Source organism: Enterococcus sp. C74, from assembly GCF_040887125.1.
Lineage (GTDB): Bacteria > Bacillota > Bacilli > Lactobacillales > Enterococcaceae > Enterococcus_B > Enterococcus_B hirae.
This window is the reverse complement of the sequence record NZ_JBFOFA010000003.1, coordinates 91,877-113,995: the sequence shown is the minus strand read 5'-3', so window position 1 is coordinate 113,995 and position 22,119 is coordinate 91,877. Positions and strand designations below refer to the sequence as shown.

Here is a 22,119-nt window from a genome sequence, read left to right as displayed (position 1 = left end):
AATTCGTTTTAAGAAATCCTTTGTTTGCTTACACTATCATTTTCACACAACTCTTTATCTGAAAAAATCTTGGATGTGCAGCCACAAACTTGGTTGAAAAACCTTAAACGGATTTCCACCACCGATAACCCCGTATCCAATCATTGTTCCAGCTATAAATAAAAGAATCAGTAATAGTATGACAACTAAAATCTTCACCAATGTGATTAAAATATACCGTTGGCTACTCATTTTATCACGTCCTTAAACAGTGACTTGAGCTGTTTTATCAGCGGGCGTTTGATCGATTGCCACACGTTCCACATCTGCACCTAAGTTTTGCAATTTAATATGGAATTGATAATAACCACGATCTAAGTATTTAAGATTGCGAACGCGTGTTATGCCATTTGCTTTTAAACCAGCAAGTACTAATGCTGCAGCAGCTCGTAAATCTGTTGCATAAACTTCAGCACCTTGTAATTCATGATTCCCGTCCATAATCGCTACGTTTCCATCAATCTTCACATGGGCGTTCATACGGCGCATTTCTTCCAAATGTTGGAAACGATTCTCAAAAACTGTTTCAGTCACCATGCTCGTTCCCTCAGCGACTAACTGAATAGCAGTCATTTGGGCTTGCATGTCTGTCGGAAAACCAGGATGAGGCATTGTTTTGACGTCAGTTGGTAAAATATGTTTTGGACCAACAACTCGAATGCCGCCTTCTTCTTCAGTGATCGTTGCACCCATTTCAATTAATTTAGAAATCAACGGACGATTATGTTCTGAGATTGCATCTGCGATCAAGACATTTCCTTCAGTCATCGCTGCTGCTACCATAAAGGTACCTGCTTCGATCCGGTCTTGAACAATTGCGTGTTTCACTGCATGCAGATGATCGACTCCTTCGATACGCATCGTTTCCGTACCAGCACCATAGATATTTGCGCCCATTTTATTTAAAATATTTGCAAGATCTACAATTTCAGGTTCTCGAGCGACGTTTTCGATGATCGTTGTTCCTTTAGCTTTTACTGCTGCCATCATGATATTTTGAGTGGCTCCAACACTTGGAAAATCTAAATAGATCGTGTTACCGATCAATTCATCCGCAATAGCTTCGATGTAGCCATTTTTTTGAATGATTTTCGCACCCAATGCTTGGAATCCTTTAAGATGTAAATCAATTGGACGTTTCCCAATCGCACATCCCCCTGGCATAGCAACTTTTGCATGACCATTTCTAGCAAGTAATGGTCCCATTACAACGATAGAAGCACGCATTTGACTCACATATTCATATGGCGCTTCGATTTCTAATTGTCTTGACGCATCAAGCGTTACTTGATTATTGTCTTCATCAAACACTACATCTACGTTTAAATGACGAATCACTTGATTCATAGTGAAGACGTCAGAAAGAATTGGAACGTTGTCTAAAACGGTTGTTCCTTCTTCAGCCAACAAACTAGCAGCTAAAATAGGTAGAACAGCATTTTTAGCTCCTTCGATTTTTACTGTTCCATTCAATTGTTTGCCACCTTTGACGATGATCTCTTCCATGTTGTTCCCCCCAAAAAATTCCAATGAGCTATAAAGACTCAAAATCTTTTCTATTATATCATTTCTTTTATTAAAATAGTACCTTTTTTTATAGTACCTTTTTTTTACTGCAGGCTAACGAAAAGATTTCGACACAATGCAATAATTTCTAAGAAGAAATTACTGGCAGTATATCCTAAAAAAATAGAGAAGAATACAATCGCCATTCGAATTTGCGTATCATGCATTTTTTTAAAAAACATCTCAATTCGCAGTGACCGCAACGACCAGAAAGCCAGATAAATAAAAGCTAAATGACTCACGATTCGAATAATTGCATCAATTCCGTATACTTGCATAGTGACGTCCCTTCAAAATTATACTTTTTTTAATAACTAACAAAATGATGATACCATAAATTGGAAAAATAGAGAAATTATTGGTTGTAAAAAGATGGAATTTGTTGGCTAAACGAGACGAGAATTTTCAAGAACTTTACATTCAAATGATGACTCTGTTTCAATACCTTATTTTTATAAACTATTTTAACTACTATTTCACATGCTTTTTTGATGAAAGTTGTTCCTTATTTGCTTATGTACTCATATCATTATAATAGAATTTACCATTGATAATTAAACGATTATTTAATATAAATATATGCCCTCTCTTATAGTGTAGGAACAAAAAATCCTTTGTTTAATTTCTTGATGATCGTACAATCAAGTCTATTTCTTTTTTTTGCCATCTTCTTTGCTTGTACTTTAAGGTCAGCTAAGTTATTTGTTATTGTTTCATTTAAATTCTTTTATCTACATATTCGTTGGTTGATTGTTTCTGGTTTCACTTGATTTTCTTTAAAGGATGGTTGTTCTGCTACTTTTAGCTCAAATAATTTATTTTTTATTTCATTTAGATAATTTTGTCTACATATTCGTTGGTTGATTGTTTCTGGTTTCACTTGATTCTTTTGAAAGGGTGGTTGTTCATTCAACGTTTGCCAACTTTTTGGTTTATAACTTTCCCATTCATTTGGAGATGTTTTCCAAGGTGCAGGCACTTCATATCCATCTTCAAAAAAATGTACCTTTCCTTCAAAATCTTTCCAATTGCGAAAGAGATAGCGAAGTTCTTTAGGAGTGAAAGCCTTTTTATCTTTTTTTTCTATAATACGTTTCATATCTAAATCATCAATACAATAATAAATGGTTACATTTTCATTATCTCTTGCACTGTCTAATCCAATTTTACAACCTCTAACAATCAGCTGTCCTGTATATTTGCGATTTTTCTCACATAGGTGTTCTATATTTTTTTTCGTAGCTTTATGTAGCCCAGGATTAAAATTGATTACTTTATTTTTTTCAGTATCTTGTGTGCGTTGAAAATAGTAAGACCATAAAGGCCACCAATTTTTAAATGGTGAAATATATTTTTTCCAATTTATTGAAAAATCTTTTAAGTATTCAAGATTCATCGGATTTTTTGGGTGATCATATGTAATCGATGAAAAATGATTATTGTACTCTCTGATATCACAGGGACCTTGTCCTTCAGTATCACTTGAATAGAATCCTTTTTTTCTAATTTTTTCAATCTGTTTCTGTAAGTTCTCCGCTTTTAGTGATAAGCCATAAAATAGAATTATTTCCTGTTTCATCGTTCATTTTCCTTCCCATAAGTTTATTTATTTTTAGTTTTCAAGGTAAATAATAACAGCAATAATCGTCCTCCTTTGAACTTTTTTCTTTTGTCCTAGTCCGATTTAACAAAAAAAATAGTCATACTACGAAAATTAAAACACTCAACGTTCTTCCATAGCGGGAGATTGATTGTTTCTAATCGGTTGGTTTTTTAACTGAGTTCTCTGATCCATAATTGTCTTGTTTTTTTGTTCTGCTGTTTCAAACTCAGCTTTTCTAGCGAGATTTAATTTTATTCGTTCCTTCAAATAAGCAATGTTTTGATCAGTACTAGGATTAAAAAATTGATTTGTTTGATCAGTAGGAATCGATTTATCTTGTATTATTGCATCATAAAATGGCTTTTGGATTTTCTCATTTAGTTGCGGGTGAAACATATAAATTGGTGGGAGATATTGCTGATAATTTAACTGTCCTATTCGCTTGATGACATCAATTTGGCTACATGGTATTTTCTTTAATATTTCATTTATGTTTATTACGCCGTGTTTATCTATCTGTTCTTTTAATTCAGTATCCAGCCTTGACAATTTATATTGCATTGGCATAGTCCATCCAGAATATGTCAAAAGAATCCTATCTATTGAAGTTTCCTTCTGAGAACCATTCAGATGAGATGCGTGTGCTTGTTCTAGGAGAACTTTTAAGTGATTCTTAGCTAAAATTGTAATATCATTGTTGTTCAATCGTACCATTTGTTTAATATTTTCAAATGATAAATTTTTCCTTCCGTGAAATACTTCCGTTAATAATTGCCGTGCTTTTTCTTCAGACTCTACTTTTATTTTATTATTCTCAGCAGTTACATCTATATTATTCTCAATTAAAATGTTTTTTACAGTTTGACAACTCATCTCATGTTTTTTAGCTAATCGCAAAAAAAATAGTTTATGTCTTTGCTCCAACAAACACTTCACTGATTCAACAAGCGCTTGTTCCTTCTTACTTTGAGTGCTTGTCTGCCCATTCTCCAATGGTTGTTGTGTTGAACACCTGAACTCGCTATTACTTTCTATTGGCACGTTTGTATCTTGTACAAATTCCTTAGTTTCATATAAAGACTCTTGGGCTTTGGTAGACAGCGTTGTTGATTGGGAAGTGTTTCTGATCCCCAACATTTCTTCTATTTCTAGTAACCGTTCGACATCTAATGAGTACTCCAAATGATTTTCCAGTTCGTTCTCTGGAGCAACTTTTTGTTTCTTATACGGGGGAACTTGTACTTTGTTATTCTGTTCTGACACTGCATGACTATCTTGGTTTTGTGTCATTTTCAGTTCATTTTCGTTAATAATGTTTTGCAACGTTCTCTTTCTTTGAATTGTTTCCGATCGCGAGTGTTGTTGCTCAGCAAGATTACCTGTATTATTTTCCGATAGAGGTGGACCAAAATGATATCTGTTAGATGGAAACTCCTCTTTCTCTTGTTTTTCTGATTCAAGGCTCTTCTTTAAAAGATAGTCCCTAAATTCTTGTAATTGTTTATGTAACGAAACTGTTTGATCATCCGTAAGATTGCCTACTATTTCTGAGTAAGATAGTGATTTTTGTTGCGTATGTGTTTCTTCTTTTGTGTCTACTGAGGAAAAACGTTGAATTTTTTTGGGCATTATGATACCTCCTTTTTTACTGCAATTAGTTTACCATAGTATCATAATGATGAAAGTTCCATATTTTTATGTAATAAAGAAGTAATTGTTCTTTACTTTTTATGTTTAGAATATAACTACCAATTAAAAAAAACGATAAAAAAATCCAAAATTCTAAGGAATCTCCTTAAGAATCTTGGATTTTTTAAGGCCTACTTGTTAGGTCCTCATTCGTTGCTTTTAAGAATGTTTTGAAACCTTGATTCGGTTGATCGCACGATGCAAAGCAACTGTCGCACGTTTCAATTCATTCGTATCTTCTTTTTCTTTTGCTTCTGCGATTTGTCGCTCAGCACGTTGTTTGGCTCTTTCTGCCCGAGAAACGTCAATATCTCTTTCACGTTCTGCACTATCGGCAACGATTGAAACAACATTGTCACGAACTTCCATGATTCCGCCATTGACAGCAATCCAATCGACGTGGGTATCAGAGTCTGTTCTCTTCACACGGACTTCATCAATTGTTAATGGAACAATGATCGGCGCATGTTTAGGTAAAATACCAAGTTCCCCCGCTGTAGTACGTGCTACTACGATCGCTGCATGGTGATCATAGACCAAACCGTCAGGAGTCACCACATTCACAGTTAAATATTGATCCATGGGGCACCCCTTTCTAGTAGCCTAGTTTTTTCGCTTTTTCTACGACGTCTTCTATTCTACCAACACTTCGGAATGCTTCTTCAGGAAGATCATCGTATTTACCTTCTAAGATTTCACGGAAACCTTTGACTGTTTCTTCAACTGGTACATAAGAACCAGGAAGACCTGTAAATTGTTCCGCTACGTTAAAGTTTTGTGACAAGAAGAATTGAACTCTACGTGCACGTGAAACTAAAACTTTTTCTTGATCAGATAATTCATCCATCCCTAAGATTGCAATGATATCTTGTAATTCACGGTAACGTTGTAAGACATGTTGGACTTCAGTCGCTACTTTATAATGTTCTTCACCAACGATTTCAGGTGCCAAAGCACTTGAAGATGAAGCCAATGGGTCCACGGCTGGATAGATCCCTTGTTCTGTCAATTTACGCTCTAAGTTTGTTGTAGCATCTAAGTGGGCAAATGCTGTTGCTGGCGCTGGGTCAGTATAGTCATCGGCTGGTACATAGATTGCTTGGATCGAAGTGATCGAACCTTTTTTCGTTGATGTGATACGTTCTTGTAATTGACCCATTTCAGTTGCTAACGTTGGTTGGTAACCAACGGCAGAAGGCATACGACCTAAAAGGGCAGATACTTCTGAACCAGCTTGAGTGAAACGGAAAATATTATCAATAAACAATAGCACGTCTTGACCTTCTACATCACGGAAGTATTCAGCGATCGTCAAACCAGTCAAAGCTACCCGCATCCGAGCACCTGGTGGTTCGTTCATTTGTCCGAACACCATCGCTGTTTTTTCGATAACGCCTGAATCTTTCATTTCATAGTAAAGGTCATTTCCTTCACGAGTACGTTCCCCAACACCGGTAAATACAGAAATACCACCATGTTCTTGGGCAATATTATGGATCAATTCTTGGATCAATACCGTTTTACCTACACCGGCACCACCGAATAATCCAACTTTCCCACCTTTTAAGTAAGGTGCTAACAAATCGATAACTTTGATCCCAGTTTCAAGGATCTCCGTACTAGTACTTAATTCATCAAAGCTTGGTGCTTTTTTATGAATCTCACTACGTTCTGCATCTTCTGGGAAAGATGATCCTAAATCGATCGTATCTCCTAAAACGTTGAATACACGTCCTAGTGTATCTTTCCCTACTGGAACAGAAATGGCTTTACCAGTATCGATAACTTCCATACCACGTTGTAAACCATCTGTTGATTCCATGGCAATGGTACGGATCACTCCGTCCCCTAATTCTAATGCTGTTTCAAGAACAACTTTTGATTTTTTCTCATCATTTTTATAAACAACTAATGCGTTGTTGATATCTGGTAAGGATTGGTCTAAAGAAAATTCCACGTCGACAACGGGACCGATTACTTGAACAATCTTGCCTGAACTCATCTTTTTTCCTCCAATCTCAATACTATTCTAGCGCCGAAGCTCCGGCAACAATTTCGGTAATTTCTTGGGTAATAGCCCCTTGTCTTGCACGGTTATAAGATACCGTCAAATCATCAATGATCGTTGCAGCATTATCCGTTGCTGTCTTCATGGCAGTCATGCCGGCAGCGTGTTCTGCTGTCTTCGCATCAACGATTGCACCATAGATTAAGCTTTCCGCATATTGAGGCAATAACTGCGCCAAGATTTCTTCTTTTGAAGGTTCAAAAATGTATTCTTGGTCAAAAGTAGTTGCTTCTTCTGGATCTAAATCTGAAATTGGCAGCATTTTTTCTACACGAAATTGGCTAGTTAGTGAATTGATATGATGATTGTAGCATACGTACAATTCATCAAATACTTCATTTTGATACATCGTTGTTGCCATACCTACAATTTTACGCACTTCATCAAAACTTGGTTGATCCGATAAATTACGTAATTCGTAAGCTAAATTAATTCCTCTAGCTTTGAAGAAATCTGCGCCTGTACCTCCGATTGCGATCATCACATAATCGTCAGGAGATTTATGGTCTTCTTCTAAAATAGACATTGTTTGCTTTAAAATCGAACTGTTATAGCCACCAACTAAACCACCATCAGCGGTAATCACGATATACCCCGTTTTCTTTACCGGACGGCTGATTAACATACTATTGTAATTGATATCTCCACGAGGATTATCAGAAGCAATATCATTTAGTTGAGTAGCTGTCAAATGAGTGACGATTTCTCTGACTTTATTTGCATAAATCTGAAACTTCTGAGAAGAAGCTTCAGATTTTGTCAGTTTAGAAGCGGACACCATTTGCATTGCTCGAGTGATTTGACTCGTTTTCTTCGTTGAAGCAATCCGAGTCTTGATTTCATTTAATGAAGCGCCCATTCATCTCACCTCACTATGCATTTTGAATGGATTTCAATTTGTCTTCTGTTGAAGAAGTGTTTCCTTTTGTCGCTAAGAAAATATCTTTGTATTCTTGGATCGCTTGATTCAATCGTTCTTCTTCTGGAAGATCTTTCGTTGTACGGATCGTTTCAAAGATATCTGCATGATTCGTATCTAGATATTCAAATAATTCATGTTCAAAATCTAAGATGCTGTCAACTGGAATACTATCTAAGAATCCATGTGTCAAAGCATATAAGATAACTACTTGTTTTTCAACAGCTAGTGGTGCATGAAGTTTTTGTTTCAAGATCTCAACTGTACGACGTCCACGATTCAATTTCGCTTGAGTCGCAGCATCTAAATCAGAACCAAATTGGGTAAATGCTTCTAATTCACGGTAACTTGCTAAGTCAAGACGTAATGTTCCTGCCACTTTTTTCATTGCTTTGATTTGAGCAGAACCACCTACACGGGAAACGGATAACCCAGCATCAACGGCTGGACGAGTTCCGGCGTAGAACAAGTCACTTTCTAAGAAGATTTGTCCGTCAGTGATTGAAATAACGTTTGTTGGAATATAAGCCGAGATATCTCCGGCTTGTGTTTCAACAAATGGTAAAGCAGTCATTGAACCGCCACCTAAATCATCACTTAGTTTTGCCGCACGTTCTAATAAACGTGAGTGCAAGTAGAAAACATCCCCTGGATAAGCTTCACGACCTGGAGGACGGCGTAATAGCAATGAAAGTTCACGATAAGCAACAGCTTGTTTTGATAAGTCATCAAAGATAATCAATACATGTTTGCCGTTGTACATGAATTCTTCACCCATTGCAGTTCCTGCATAAGGCGCAATATAAAGTAATGGCGCAGGTTGTGATGCACCCGCATTGACTACGATCGTGTAATCCATTGCTCCATATTTTTTCAAAGTTTCTACTTGTGTACGCACAGTAGAATCCTTTTGACCGATCGCCACATAGATACAGATCATATCTTGACCTTTTTGGTTAAGGATCGTATCGATTGCGATAGATGTTTTACCCGTTTTACGGTCACCAATAACTAATTCACGTTGGCCACGTCCGATTGGAACTAAAGCATCGATGGCTTTTAGACCTGTTTGCATTGGTTCATTGACAGATTTACGTTGCATAACGCCTGGTGCCATTGCTTCGACTGGACGAGCTTTATCTGTAACGATTTCTCCTAACCCATCGATTGGTTGACCTAGCGGATTAACGACACGTCCGATCAAGGCGTCCCCAACTGGAACTTCCATGATTTTACCTGTTCGTTTTACTTTGTCTCCTTCACGAATGGATTCGAAATCACCAAGGATAATGATACCTACATCATTTGATTCTAAGTTTTGCGCCATTCCGTATGAGCCGTTTGAAAATTCAAGCAACTCACCACTCATCGCATTTTCTAAACCGTGTGCACGAGCAATCCCGTCACCGACATAAGTCACGGTACCGATTTCTTCGACTGAAAGCACGTTTTGATAATTTTCAATTTGTTCTTTGATCAAGGCACTAATTTCTTCTGCTTTGATAGCCATTCGATTCACCTACCTCTTTGTACTATCTATTTAATTGATTACGCATTTTTTCTAATTGCGTGCGAATGCTTCCGTCGATCACTCGATGGTTGGCTTCAACAATTGCCCCACCAATAATAGAAGAATCAACGATTTGCTTCAATTCAACTGTTTGATAGTCCATTGTTTTTGCAACATTCATTTCTAGTTTTTGTAATTGTTCATCAGAAAGTGGTACTGCTGTTTTTACACTACCTAAAAGTAGTCCTTTGTAATCGTTGTAACGGTGTTCGTATTCATCGATCATAAACGATAATTCAGACATCCGATTATAACTATAGACCACTTCTAAAAAGTTTTTCACGATACCGTCAAACCCACTGACAAGTTTATCCATAATGATTCGTTTTTCGTGAGGTTCTAAGCGGACGTCACTAAGTACGTTGCCTAATCCAGGTACTTCACTATAGATTTGGCGTAAGCTTAGTAATTCTTGGTAAATTTCTTCTGCGCTATTTGAATCGATCGCCAGTTCAAATAGTGCTTTACCGTAGCGTCTGCCGACAGTATATTTATCTAGTTTCATTTGAAGAACCTAGACCTTCGATATATTGATTGATTAAAGATTCATGCATTTCTGGAGACAATTCTTTGTTCAAGATTTTAGCCGCGATTTGAAGAGAAAGATCTGCTACATCATCTTTTACAGAGTTTAAAGCTGTATCACGTTCTAACATGATATCAGTTTGCGCTTTGCTTTTTAGACGTGCAACTTCTTCTTGTGTTTCCTTCAAAATATTTTGACGGCTTAATTCTCCACTTTCTTTCGCATTTTTAATGATATCAGCTGCATCAGAGCGAGACGCTAACAATTGTTGTTCGCGTTCTTGTTCCATTTTTGCTGAATTGATGCGAGATTTTTCGGCAGAATCTAAATCATTGGCGATCTTATCTTCACGTTTTTTCAAAATATCGCTGATTGGTCCCCAAGCAAAATGTTTCAATAGAAACATTAGTATCAAAAATGAGCCGCTGACAACGATGATATTACCTAACATCGGATTACCAACTTCTGCAATTGCCAATTGATTCAGCATAGGCTAGCCTTCCTTTCTTTAAGGTGTATCTCATGGATGATGAAGGAATCCTGACTTCAATGATTGAAACAGCCTCCTCAACGCCTTTTGTTCTAGTATTATGATGAAACAACTCAATTATTTTGAAAATAATCAGGTTGTTTTTTTTCAGTTTTTGACAATTAAAAGAGGATTAGTGACAGTAGTCCTATCCTCAAACAGTTAATTGATTAAACAGCAAAGACTAGAATCAAGGCAATAACCACACCTAGAATAGGAACAGCTTCAACTAAGGCTACCCCGATGAACATTGTTGTACGTAATTGACCAGACATTTCAGGTTGGCGTGCCATTGATTCGATTGTTTTAGAGATTACTTGACCATTACCATAACCAGCTCCGATAGCTGCTCCCATGATTGCGATTGCTGCTGCGATATAATTCATAATTTATTTCCTCCTAAATATAGATAAATAGTAGTTTGTTAAAAACGATGTTACTCTTCTACTTCAATCTTATGGCTCATATATACCATCGATAAAGTGACAAAGACAAATGCTTGGATGCTTCCGATAAACAATGAGAATGCGATCCAGACCATCTCTAAAGGAATTGCTAACGGTAATGAGAACCAACCTAAATTATTCATCATATTGGCAATCAAGGTAAGTAAAACTTCCCCCGCGTAGATATTCCCGTAAAGACGCAAAGCAAGTGTTAATAGGTTCGTAAATTCTTCGATCAGCTTCATTGGAAACATGAAACTATATGGTTTCAAGAACGAATTTACAAAATACCCTTTAAATCCAAGCTTTTTCACCCCGAATAAATGAGTAAGTGTGATCATTATAAATGCCAAAGTTAAAGTAACAAACGGGTCTGCTGTCGGACTTTTCCAAAGTGTTGTTTCGCTAGGTAAGACGATTTTCGTTATTAAACCTATATTATTTGCCACGAAGACAAACAAGAACAATGTAAAAGCCAACAAATGAAAATTATTCAATTCTTTTCTAGGCAGATTATCTGTTACGATCCCTCGGGTAAAGTCAATGACCCATTCCAGCGCATTTTGTTTCCCCGTTGGTTTCATCTTAAGATTTCTTGTAAAGAAGTAAACTAAGAAGAAGACAATCAAACAGGTCAATAACACCATCATACAAACAGTACCATCAAACCAAACCGGTCCAATATGGAACGTTAGCGAGCGTTCATCCAATCCATTTCACCTCTTTTCCCTGAATTTCACATAAAATCAAATTCATGTGTACATCTGGTTTTTCTAAATCGTTTTCTAACCAAACGGTATCATACCACCATGAAACAGAAAATTCAAAACATTTTCATGAAAATCAGACAATTTTTTATTTCAGTCAAAAAAGTTTGCTTTTTCCTAAAAATCATCGTGGCGTTTTACAAGAAAAAACCTGTGATATCATGCTTTATCAGATTAAATGCTAACAAATTTTATCATTAAGTAAACCTAAAAGCACCGAATATGCGAAAAAGGATAATGAAATTATCTAGAGAAATTTTTTAATGTTCGATCAATTTGACGATCCACATCTTTTCGTTTTAGATCTTCTCGCTTGTCATAAGATTTCTTCCCTTTCGCAAGACCAATCAAAACTTTGGCATACCCATCACGAATATATACTTTTAAGGGTACGATCGTGACCCCGGTATTTTTTGTTTCAGTCTCTAGCCGTGAAATCTGTTTTTTGTGTAATAGTAACTTTCTTGTTCGTAACGGATCATGGTTAAAAATATTGCCTTGTTCATAGGGACTGATATGAACATTATGCAAAAATGCTTCACCGTTTCGAATACGGACAAATCCATCTTTCAAATTGATTCGGCTGTTTCGGATCGATTTGATTTCTGTTCCTTGCAGCACCATTCCTGCTTCCATCGTATCGATAATCGAATAATCATGGCGAGCCTTTTTATTTTGGGCGATTAACTTTCCGTCGCCTTTTGGCATATGACATTCCTCCAAACTGGTATTCATAGTGGTTATTGGTTATTTTTTCTTTTTCTTCTTAATTCCCTTATAAAAAGGTTTTTTCCCTTTTTTATTAGATGGTCCTTTTCCTTTTTTCCGCTCATTTGAATAGGAATTTTTCTTTCCATTCCGTTCAGTATGAGATTTTGATGAACGTTTTTGATGACGATTAGAAGGACGATTTTTGTTTGACGTTTTTGGACGTTCTAATGGAACGATTTCTTCTGCATCAATCAATTCAAAGTCGATTGCACGTTCTTCCGGGTCTGCTTTGATGACTTTTACCCGCACTTTTTGACCGATTTTAAAAGTTAACCCTGTTCGTTCGCCTACTAATGCTAAATGATTCTCAATAAAGTGGAAATAGTCTTGTTTCAACTCATTGATATGGATCAACCCTTCAATCGTATTGGGTAATTCGATAAACAACCCAAATTTAACAACTGAACTGATGATCCCTTCAAATTCCTCTCCTACTTTATCCATCATGTATTCAGCTTTCTTCATTGCATCTACTTCACGCTCTGCCTCGACCGCACGACGTTCCATCTTCGAACTATGCTCCGCAATTTCGGGTAGCTCATTTTCCCAATAAGTTTGATTTGCTTCACTTGGGTCTTGTCCATACGAGCGAATTAAGCGATGAACGATCAAATCTGGATAACGTCTGATAGGCGAAGTGAAATGCGTATAATATTCCGCAGCTAATCCATAGTGTCCAAAATTATCTTCTGAATAACGTGCTTGTTGCATACTTCTCAACAGCATCGTATTGATAACAGCTGATTCCGGCTTGTCTTCAACGTTTTCAATGACTTTTTGAAGATCTTTAGGTGTGATCGTTCCTTTTGTTCCACGAACGACGATTCCTAGTGCGGAAGCAAAATCAAAGAAACGTTGCATCTTTTCTTCTTTAGGTTGCTCGTGAATCCGATAAATGAATGGAAAGTTGCGTTTATTAAAATGTTCCGCCACCGTTTCATTTGCTGCCAACATGAAAGATTCGATCAACCGTTCGCCTACGCCACGGCTTCGCAATAAGATATCAGTTGGTTGTCCATCTGGTTCTACGAGTATTTTTGCTTCACGGTCTTCAAAAGAAATCGCTCCTCGACGAATCCGCATTTCTTCTAAAATTTGATGTAGCTCTTGCATCTCTTGAAACATCGGCACTAATTGCTGATAACGTTCCATTACCTGCTCATCTTGTTCTTCTAAAATCTGATTGACCGCTGTATAGGTCATTCGTTCCGTCGTTTGGATGACACTTGGGAAAATATCATGAGATACCACCTGACCATTTGGATCAATCTCCATCTCACAACTCATTGTTAGTCTTGGTACGTGAGGATTCAATGAACAAATCCCGTTTGATAATCTTTGTGGGATCATTGGAATGACACGGTCGGTTAAATACACACTCGTTCCTCGTTCGTAAGCTTCACGATCTAACTGGCTTCCTTCGGTCACATAATTGGAAACATCTGCAATGTGTACACCTAAGAAATAATTACCGTTGGCTAATTTTTTCACAGTAACGGCATCATCCAAATCTTTGGCATCTTCTCCGTCAATCGTCACGATCAGTTGTTCACGTAAGTCTCTCCGGCCAACTAGGTCTTTTTCATTGATCGTATCTGGCACTTGATTAGCTTCTGCCAAGACATCATCTGGAAATTTTGTCGGAATCCCGTTTGAGACAACAATCGATAGGATATCCATTCCAGGATCATTTTTATGGCCGATGACTTGTTTGACAATACCTTCTAAACTGGTCGCATAGTTTTTCTCAGGATAATGGGTCAGCTCAACCATTACGATACTCCCATCAACTGGTCGAATCCCTTCAGCTGCTGCATAAACTTTAAACTGATTCAATTTTTTGTCTTTTGGGATAACCACCCCATAAAGATCCGTTTCATTTATCTCGTCGTCTGTGTAAGCCACGAATTCTCCAGCTAACTGCGTAGTTGCTCGTTTGCGGATCTCAACTACTTTACCTTCTGCTCCACGATCCATCGCAGTATCGGCCGTTTTTATGATATCGATCGCTACCGTATCGCCATCCATGGCATACCCAGTTGCTTCTTTAGGAATATAGATATCATCTTCTTCTGGATCAATCGTCACAAAGCCGAATCCTCTTTCATTGGCCCGAAACGTTCCTTCGATCAATACTGGTTTTAATGGTAGCTTCACTTTTCCTTTTTTGGTAAAGACCACACTTTGTTCTCGTTCCATTTGAGCGATTGTCTGAACGAGTAGTTTGAAATCTTCACTTTTTTGCAAGCCCAATCCTTGGGCGATTTCTTCCATTGAAAAGCTTTTTTTGCGCTCGCTCTCAATAAAAAAAATAATTTTTTCTTTCAATGTTTCTTTTGTCATTTTCATTCCTCATTCCAAGGTAAATTCTCTAGAAACTCCAACACATCTTTTTCCAGTAATTTTCTAGACTCTCCAACGGTGATCACATGTTTGCTGTTGGGATACCATTGAAGGGTCACTCTTTTATCGGCTAATTTTTTTGCTGTTTCGTAGACTCCAGCTGGATCAATCATTTCATCTTGACCGGCTTGGGCTAAAAAAACAGGTGCTTGGATGTCACTAAGTTTTCCTTCTGTAATTGCTGCTTGATTTTGTATCTCTGCTAATTGCTGATAAACATTTGGTCGAAGCGCAGCGACAGTTTCTTCGATTTCCTGTTCAGATTCCCCTGCAAGTTTTAGCACATAACGTTCATATCGCTCAAAATTTTCTGGTACATGATTTTCAACTGGTGAAATCGGTGAGCAGAAACATCCGCCGCCAATGATCTCTGACTGTTCTGCTAATGCTCGAACAGCGAAGATTCCTCCCATTGATAATCCAAAAACGGCAACTTGGGAAAAACCTTCTGCTTTTAAAAAGTGGATGGCTTGTTTCGTATCTTCCCACCATGTTTCCGTTTTTTGCGCTAAAATGTCTTGTGGAGCTAGCGTTCCATGTCCAGTAAATAATGGAGCATAGACAGTATATTCTGACTTTTCCAAATATCGAGCCAGCATGCGCACATCATTCGGACTTCCAGAATAGGCATGTAAGAGTAGCACAGCTTTCTTGCTATGTTTTGCATAAAGGGGTTTTGGTAGACTTTTCATTAGGTTCACCTCGTTCTTCTCATTTTAACATAGATTGGCGATCCCTTAGGACAAAACCGCTCTTTTGGCAAATAAAAAAGAGCCGCGACGTCAATCACTGCTCTGCATGAAAGGAATTCTTTTTTCGCTCATTCAAATCAACTACTTAAAAAATTAAGCCGAAATTTTTTGAACGAAAAAACGATTCATAATTATTTCGACTAATCGTTAAATCAACTTTTTATTTAGAAGATAAAAAGGCTAGTACAAATAATAAAATCATCCAAATGGCACCCATTACCGCTGTCGAACGTTGCATGACTGCTTCAAAACCACGTGCTTTTTGTTTACCGAATAATTGATCCGCTCCGCCAGTAAATGCACTTGCTGCACTGTTTTGTTTACTTGGTTGCATCATGATTGCAATGACCATTACAATCGATAACACGATCACGATTCCTAAAATTACATTATACATTAAGCAGCCTCCTTTCCGTAAAATATCATCTATTTTACTTTATCATATAAAAAAAACTCTGACAACCTTCTCTTGCGAATGGGGCTCCAATTTTAGATAACATTTAGTATTAGTACTTATTCATGGGCAAAGACTGAAAAGACGAAAAAACCGAAAGAATAACACCGCTGATAGCCGGTTGCTACAATTTCGGTTTCTCTAATTTAAAAAAAGTTCATTTAGCGGATAGATCCACTTTTTATCATTTCATTCATTGACGATCGTACGAAAACGAGTCGATTATTTACGAAGCACATCTTGATATTCAGGTTTTCTTTCAAATTCTTTCTTCGCATATGGACACAATGGAATAATTTTTTTACCTTCTCTTCGAGCTAGTTCTACGCCATTAAGCACTAATTTTTCTGCTAATTTTTGTCCACGATACTCTGGTTCTACAAATGTATGATCAATGATCATGATGTCTGGTCCTGCATCAGACCAAGTCATTTCCCCGATTTCTTTTGCTTCATCATTCAATAATACGAAACGATTTTTTTCTTCTTTGATTTCCATTTTCGCCACTCCCCGTATTGACCAAATAATTTGTTCTCCTTGATTCTAACAGTCTAGTTCTCAGCAAACAATTATTTATACTCGGAATAACCTGATTCTCTCCAATCGATTCGCTGTTCGATAAATGAGAAAACAACCGTCCAATATTTGGTGGGATCTTTCACGGCTGCTTCTAAATGTTGGGCTTCTGGGATCAGAAAAAGATCATTTTCACCAGCTGTTGCATTTTGGATCGTATAAGCGGCACTGACTGGAACGAACTGATCCTCTTCCCCATGAATGATCAATACTGGCAGATGGTTACTGCCCAACTGACGGGTTGCTGACGCCTGTTTCAAAGAATAACCAGCATATTTCTTTGCATAGCGATTTGCATGGCGCATGATCATTTTTTTAGGAAGAAAGGTTAGTTTGCTCAACATGTAGCGAAACTCCGCATAGACGGAAACAAACCCGCTATCCAGGATAAACCCTCGAACTGCAGGAGGTAGTTTTTCCCCACTAGCCATCATGATAGCAGAGGCACCCATTGAACTCCCATGTAAAATAATGTTAGCATCTGGCTGCATCTGTAAAATATAGTTGATCCAGATAATCAAGTCTAAACGATCCAACCAACCCATTCCGATGATTTCTCCTTCACTCTTGCCGTGAGCACGCAAATCAGGAATCAAGACGTTAAACCCTGCTTCTGCATATTTCTTTCCAATATAAGACATATCTGTTTTCCCATCACTTCGATAGTCATGGACACAAACAACCCATTTTTTGTTGGTAGAGGAACTTTGAAAGATTCGTCCTAACAGTTTTAACCCATCATGACTTTTGACTTCGATTTCTTTGCCTTTATTCCAAAAGCCCTCAGCTTCTGTTTCCGCAAGTTGCCGTTGCTTTTCCACGATCGTAAAAGCCGATGGGTCCATCAACTGATGACCAGTTTTCTCATACCAATCATATCCTCTTTGTAAACCCGATTGAATTAATTTTTGCGCATAGTAAGAAGAAAGTCCACGATAAATGACTGCGCCTAAAATGAGAACTATAAGAATAAGATACATGACAATCACTTATCTTCCCCGCTTTCCATAAATATTTTTTCTATTATCAATCCGTATAGCCTTCTATTCCATTGTACCATTTTCTAAAAAAACTGCTCAAGTTTTCACCCTAGGCTTCATTGAAATTTAAAACCAATCAAATAGGAATAAAAAATAAGATAACATTTACATTTTATTTAAAAGCCAGTATACTGATTCCGTGCATTTTAATCAAGGAGTATCCTTGGACTGGTTCGGAAACTTCCCAGAATAAAAAACTAAGTATCTCTACAGAAAGGAGATTGGAAATAATGCGAAAAGTAATTATTGACTGCGATCCTGGAATCGATGACACTTTAGCATTGATGTTAGCCATCAAGTCCCCCGAAATCGAGGTAGTTGCGATCACGACGGTCTGCGGTAATGTACCTGTGACGATCGGTAGCCAAAATGTTTTCAAATGTTTGAAACGTTGCGGACGCTTAGACATCCCCGTCTATCAAGGGCAAACACAACCGTTGAAACAGCCGTTTATTAGCGCACAAGACACTCATGGGATGGACGGATTAGGCGAGACAAACTTTGCTCAAGTACAAGAAAAACAAATAGAAGAAAAATCAGCAGTCGATTTTTTGGCGGAATACTTTTCTAAAGAAACAAACACCTCGATCATTGCACTTGGCCCTTTGACCAATATTGCTCGTGCTTTGATGAAAAATCCACATTTAGGGAAACATTTCGAGCGATTTATTTCAATGGGTGGCACCTACAAAAGCCACGGAAACTGTTCACCAGTTGCTGAGTACAATTATTGGTGCGATCCTGATGCAGCTGCCTTTGTGTTTGAAAATTTAGGGAACACGATTGAAATGGTCGGTTTAGATGTTACGAGAGAAATCGTTTTGACACCTACCTTATTAGAATATTGTTGTCAGCTCAATCCTGAAGAAGGAGAATTTCTAAAAGCGATCACTCGTTTTTATTTCGATTTTCACTGGCAACAAGAAAGAATCCTAGGGTGCGTCATCAATGATCCTCTGGCCGTTGCCTACTTTATCGACGAAAGCATTTGTCAGGGATTTACTAGTTATACCGCTGTTGAAACGCAAGGAATCAGCCGTGGGCAAACACTAGTCGATCGCTTTGATTTTTGGCAAAAAGCACCAAACAGCACCATTATGACAGAAGTTGATACTCATCTATTTTTTCGGAAGTTTTTGACCGTTCTTTTAAATGCACAAGAAGAAACGATTAAAAAAGATCTGGAAAGATTAAAGATGGGATGAAAAACATGCGCAAAAAAAGAATCACCACACAGACGATTACGATCGTCGCTTTATGTATCGGAATCAATTATATCGGCGGAACCATTGCATTATGGCTACGATTACCGATCTATCTTGATTCGATCGGTACCATATTCGCTGGGACTTTGTTAGGACCGGTATTTGGGTTACTCACTGGCTTAGCCAGCGGGGTATTAAGTGGTGTTACCACCGATATCTTCTCGTTGTATTATTCACCTGTTCAAATGGTAACAGGTTTACTTGCTGGAGTGATTTTCCATCAACGATTTACTCGAAGTAAGAACCGCTGGACCTTAGTTTTCTGGGCACTTGTCTTATCACTGCCTGGAACCATCCTTTCTTCCCTAATCACTGTAAAACTCTTTGGGGGAGTCACTTCTTCTGGTTCAAGCATGATCGTTCAGTTCCTCCATGGAATTGGGTTCAATCAAACAATGAGCGTGATTCTCGTTCAAGCGGGTACCGATTACCTCGACCGCCTGCTCTCAGTAGTCGTCGTCACCCTTGTCGTCTTGGCATTGCCGAAAAGGGTTGTGAACAGAGCGATTTGAGCTGCGTAGTTGTGATGAGCTGGAGTAAATATACGTGCGAATAGAAGTCGGTTACTTCAATTAGTAAATCAAAAAAAAGCAAAACAAATTTCATGTTTTGCTTTTTTTTGATTTAATTGAAGGATCTATTTTGTACTTTTTTGTACTTTGAACCAAAATAGGCTGTTATGCTAAATAAGACAAGATGATTGCTTGATATGTGTCAATCATATCCAAGTAATTATCGATTTCTACATACTCGTCTATTTGATGAGGCAAGTTTACGACTCCGGGACCGAATACCACAAAATCGAAGGAGTGAGCGGATTTAGTAAATTCAGCTGCATCTGTCGTTGCTGCTGCACCTACTAGGGGCAATGGTTGCTTGAACTGTTTTTGAATATGGTGGATCAACGAAGAATCAGGATTTGCTTTCACAGGAATCTTATTGTAGTCAATCGTCAATTCTAAGTGATAGTTCGTTCCTTCATTCAATTCATCCACGATCTTTTGTAATAAATCAATGATTTGATCGTTTGGAAATTCAGGGATTGAGCGGATATTTCCTTGTAATTGCGCCTGACTTGGAATACTGTTGACTTGATTTCCTCCGTTGATCACTGTAACGTTATGAATCGTTTTTCCTAACGCTGAATTTTGGAAATCATTCGCTAAAGCATCCATTTGCTCATTTGTACGCGTAATAAAGTCATTTAAATGGTTGATCGCATTGTAGCCTTCTTGAGGCATTGAGCTGTGGGCTTCTTTACCATGAGAAACAACGGTATAGTTTATTGAACCCATGTGAGTATACATCAAATTGTAATTGGTTGGTTCACCAATGATCAATCCGTCTAAATCGTCGACATAACCTGCTTTTGTCAGTTGTTCACTACCTAATTCTCCGACTTCTTCCCCTACTGTCGCTAATAATTTGATTGTCCCGTTAAACGGTTTCCCAGACTCTTTCAATTCAATCATCGCAATCACCATAGCGGCTAGCCCACTTTTCATATCGGTAGTACCACGTCCATACAAGCGATTACCTTTTATTTCTGCTGCAAAAGGCGGATAGGTCCAATTCGATTCATCTCCTACAGACACAACATCCATGTGACCAGACAAACCTAATACTCTTCCATGACCATTTTGATACGTCGCCACCAAGTTATCACGCCCCTCAGTGTGAGAAATGATTTCTCCTTGGATTCCATGTTGATTCAATAATTGATTTAAGTAGGCGGCTACTTCCCCTTCGTTCCCATTCACTGACTTGATTCGGATCAGTTCTTGTAAAATAGCTATTTTTTCTTCATTTCCCATCCTGTCCCACACTCCTGCTGTTTCTTTCTATTTTACTGAAACAGTGTATCATTTTCAATCATTCATCCATTCTCAGTCGATTAGCTAGCAGCAGCCATTGACACTCCTATGTCTAAAGACACCGAAGCACCCCAAAATAGAAGGAGCTATTTCGGGATGCTTCGGCAATTCGTTATTGAGCTGTTGTAGATCGAAAACAGTTTTCAATGAACCGCTCCGTCTGCTCATAACATTTTTTTGATTCTGGCAATGAATAATTAAATTGATATTCATGACTGATTTCTTTTTTCTGGTCTTTATAAAATAGTTCGTCTACAGGAACGTCTAACTCTTTTAATTTATTTGCGAAAGCAATCCCTTGATCTTGGAAAGAATACGCATTTCCATCTGTGATATACGTAGGCGGGAAGTCTTTTGACACTTGATCAACTAAACTAGCTTGATATAAGCGTTCGTCTGTTTGCCAATCTTTCGTTCCAATCAAAGACCAAGCTACCGTTTTAACGAAGAAATGCATCAATCGATCACTCGATTGCTGTTTTGCTGTTTGTTGCAAGTCAACTGGCCCACAGTAAGAAATGGCCCCTTTGATCGCCGATGGATCGATTATTTGGTTCATCTTCATTTCTTTTGCATACTGCTGTTTTGTTTGGATAGTGACATACTGTAAGGCAATCTGAGCGCCTGCACTGTCACCCCCAAAAATCAGCTTCGAAAGATCCAACTTCGGATTGTTCTCTTTTTTTAATTGTTGGACTAATTCATTGACTTGGACTACTTGATTGGGATACTGAGAGCTAGGTGCCGGCTCATAGTTCATAGCAACAACTGCGATGTGCGCATCTGAAGCTAATTTTGTTGCAAATTCTTTTACTCCTGCTTTATCCCCACTCACATAACCTCCACCGTGAACCCAGATCAACGTTGGCAATGGTGCTTCACTATCTTTAGGAGAATAGATATCATAGTTGTTTTTTTTGAATTGCGACTGATAAGAACGATCGGCGAGCAAACTAGTGGTTGCTTTTGCTTGTTCATACGTTTCTTTATCTGTGATCGTTACAGCGTCGCTAAACAGATGTCGGATCACATAAGCACCTGGTCTTGGCGAAACTTGAAAAGCGATCACGACCAATAAAATGGTACTGAGAAGCAAAATACCGAACCATTTGAACCCCTTTAAAATTTTTGCTTTCATACACTTTCCCCATTATTCTGTTTTTTGCTTTTATCGTAATATTTTAGCAATAATTAAATCGTTTGTAAACGTGACAAAAAACGATTATGTAATTCAGTTTTTGTTAGGATAATCTCTAAATTTT

At 37.9% G+C, this 22,119-nt stretch carries 23 protein-coding genes and 1 riboswitch; of the genes, 2 read left to right on the top strand and 21 right to left on the bottom strand.

Going from position 1 to position 22,119, the window contains the following annotated elements; translation table 11 throughout:
• Positions 1-54: 54 nt before the first annotated feature.
• The 19 genes from AB3H93_RS05030 to AB3H93_RS04940 all read right to left on the bottom strand — a co-directional run bounded on the left by AB3H93_RS05030 (position 55) and on the right by AB3H93_RS04940 (position 17,667).
• A complete protein-coding gene (locus AB3H93_RS05030) occupies positions 55-231 on the bottom strand; it encodes a DNA-directed RNA polymerase subunit beta (RefSeq protein WP_010718586.1) in 177 nt (58 codons plus the stop codon).
• A gap of 12 nt (positions 232-243) precedes the next feature.
• Complete coding sequence (gene murA / locus AB3H93_RS05025; protein ID WP_010718587.1) at positions 244-1,545, bottom strand: UDP-N-acetylglucosamine 1-carboxyvinyltransferase; 1,302 nt, start codon at positions 1,543-1,545, stop codon at positions 244-246.
• Positions 1,546-1,649: 104 nt separating this feature from the next.
• On the bottom strand, positions 1,650-1,883 hold the full coding sequence (locus AB3H93_RS05020) for a DUF1146 family protein (protein WP_010718588.1): 234 nt from the start codon (positions 1,881-1,883) through the stop codon (positions 1,650-1,652).
• A 449-nt stretch (positions 1,884-2,332) separates the two neighbouring features.
• Positions 2,333-3,184: a hypothetical protein gene (locus AB3H93_RS05015; RefSeq protein WP_228011870.1), complete on the bottom strand. Its 852-nt coding sequence runs from the start codon at positions 3,182-3,184 to the stop codon at positions 2,333-2,335.
• 144 nt (positions 3,185-3,328) lie between these two features.
• A complete protein-coding gene (locus tag AB3H93_RS05010; protein ID WP_368020235.1) occupies positions 3,329-4,837 on the bottom strand; it encodes a hypothetical protein in 1,509 nt (502 codons plus the stop codon).
• Between the two features lie 219 nt (positions 4,838-5,056).
• Positions 5,057-5,479 (bottom strand): F0F1 ATP synthase subunit epsilon, encoded by a 423-nt coding sequence (locus AB3H93_RS05005; protein ID WP_010718593.1) that lies wholly within the window; start codon positions 5,477-5,479, stop codon positions 5,057-5,059.
• A 13-nt stretch (positions 5,480-5,492) separates the two neighbouring features.
• Entirely contained in the window at positions 5,493-6,899 is a 1,407-nt protein-coding gene (gene atpD, locus AB3H93_RS05000; RefSeq protein ID WP_010718594.1) for a F0F1 ATP synthase subunit beta, read from the bottom strand.
• A gap of 22 nt (positions 6,900-6,921) precedes the next feature.
• Positions 6,922-7,824, bottom strand: a complete 903-nt coding sequence (locus AB3H93_RS04995; protein WP_010737986.1) for a F0F1 ATP synthase subunit gamma — start codon at positions 7,822-7,824, stop codon at positions 6,922-6,924.
• 13 nt (positions 7,825-7,837) lie between these two features.
• Positions 7,838-9,394, bottom strand: coding sequence for a F0F1 ATP synthase subunit alpha (gene atpA, locus AB3H93_RS04990; protein ID WP_010718596.1), 1,557 nt, complete (start codon positions 9,392-9,394; stop codon positions 7,838-7,840).
• A gap of 22 nt (positions 9,395-9,416) precedes the next feature.
• Positions 9,417-9,959, bottom strand: a complete 543-nt coding sequence (atpH, locus tag AB3H93_RS04985) for an ATP synthase F1 subunit delta (protein WP_034699144.1) — start codon at positions 9,957-9,959, stop codon at positions 9,417-9,419.
• Entirely contained in the window at positions 9,946-10,470 is a 525-nt protein-coding gene (atpF, locus tag AB3H93_RS04980) for a F0F1 ATP synthase subunit B (protein ID WP_010718598.1), read from the bottom strand. Before atpF ends, atpH begins: the two co-directional genes overlap by 14 nt.
• Before the next feature lie 209 nt (positions 10,471-10,679).
• Positions 10,680-10,895 carry an ATP synthase F0 subunit C gene (gene atpE / locus AB3H93_RS04975; protein ID WP_010718599.1) on the bottom strand — a complete coding sequence of 72 codons (216 nt, stop codon included), beginning with the start codon at positions 10,893-10,895 and terminating at the stop codon, positions 10,680-10,682.
• Between the two features lie 50 nt (positions 10,896-10,945).
• Positions 10,946-11,665: a F0F1 ATP synthase subunit A gene (gene atpB / locus AB3H93_RS04970; protein WP_010718600.1), complete on the bottom strand. Its 720-nt coding sequence runs from the start codon at positions 11,663-11,665 to the stop codon at positions 10,946-10,948.
• Positions 11,666-11,965: 300 nt separating this feature from the next.
• Positions 11,966-12,430 (bottom strand): SsrA-binding protein SmpB, encoded by a 465-nt coding sequence (gene smpB, locus AB3H93_RS04965; RefSeq protein WP_010718601.1) that lies wholly within the window; start codon positions 12,428-12,430, stop codon positions 11,966-11,968.
• 39 nt (positions 12,431-12,469) lie between these two features.
• Positions 12,470-14,836 (bottom strand): ribonuclease R, encoded by a 2,367-nt coding sequence (gene rnr, locus AB3H93_RS04960; RefSeq protein WP_178305785.1) that lies wholly within the window; start codon positions 14,834-14,836, stop codon positions 12,470-12,472.
• Between the two features lie 2 nt (positions 14,837-14,838).
• Complete coding sequence (locus AB3H93_RS04955) at positions 14,839-15,588, bottom strand: carboxylesterase (RefSeq protein WP_178305784.1); 750 nt, start codon at positions 15,586-15,588, stop codon at positions 14,839-14,841.
• A gap of 220 nt (positions 15,589-15,808) precedes the next feature.
• Positions 15,809-16,045, bottom strand: a complete 237-nt coding sequence (gene secG, locus AB3H93_RS04950) for a preprotein translocase subunit SecG (RefSeq protein WP_010718604.1) — start codon at positions 16,043-16,045, stop codon at positions 15,809-15,811.
• A gap of 279 nt (positions 16,046-16,324) precedes the next feature.
• On the bottom strand, positions 16,325-16,600 hold the full coding sequence (locus AB3H93_RS04945) for a GNAT family N-acetyltransferase (RefSeq protein WP_010718605.1): 276 nt from the start codon (positions 16,598-16,600) through the stop codon (positions 16,325-16,327).
• Between the two features lie 71 nt (positions 16,601-16,671).
• Complete coding sequence (locus tag AB3H93_RS04940; RefSeq protein ID WP_368020234.1) at positions 16,672-17,667, bottom strand: alpha/beta hydrolase; 996 nt, start codon at positions 17,665-17,667, stop codon at positions 16,672-16,674.
• A 213-nt stretch (positions 17,668-17,880) separates the two neighbouring features.
• A riboswitch (PreQ1 riboswitch) is annotated at positions 17,881-17,925 on the top strand.
• 23 nt (positions 17,926-17,948) lie between these two features.
• On the opposite strand from AB3H93_RS04940, the gene AB3H93_RS04935 reads away from it, so the two are divergent.
• On the top strand, positions 17,949-18,923 hold the full coding sequence (locus AB3H93_RS04935) for a nucleoside hydrolase (RefSeq protein ID WP_010718607.1): 975 nt from the start codon (positions 17,949-17,951) through the stop codon (positions 18,921-18,923).
• 5 nt (positions 18,924-18,928) lie between these two features.
• Positions 18,929-19,495 (top strand): ECF transporter S component, encoded by a 567-nt coding sequence (locus tag AB3H93_RS04930; protein ID WP_010737992.1) that lies wholly within the window; start codon positions 18,929-18,931, stop codon positions 19,493-19,495.
• Positions 19,496-19,660: 165 nt separating this feature from the next.
• Here AB3H93_RS04930 and AB3H93_RS04925 read toward each other — a convergent pair whose 3' ends face one another.
• Positions 19,661-20,797, bottom strand: coding sequence for an ArgE/DapE family deacylase (locus AB3H93_RS04925; RefSeq protein ID WP_368020233.1), 1,137 nt, complete (start codon positions 20,795-20,797; stop codon positions 19,661-19,663).
• Between the two features lie 172 nt (positions 20,798-20,969).
• Positions 20,970-21,995, bottom strand: coding sequence for an alpha/beta hydrolase (locus AB3H93_RS04920; RefSeq protein ID WP_368020232.1), 1,026 nt, complete (start codon positions 21,993-21,995; stop codon positions 20,970-20,972).
• Between the last annotated feature and the right edge of the window lie 124 nt (positions 21,996-22,119).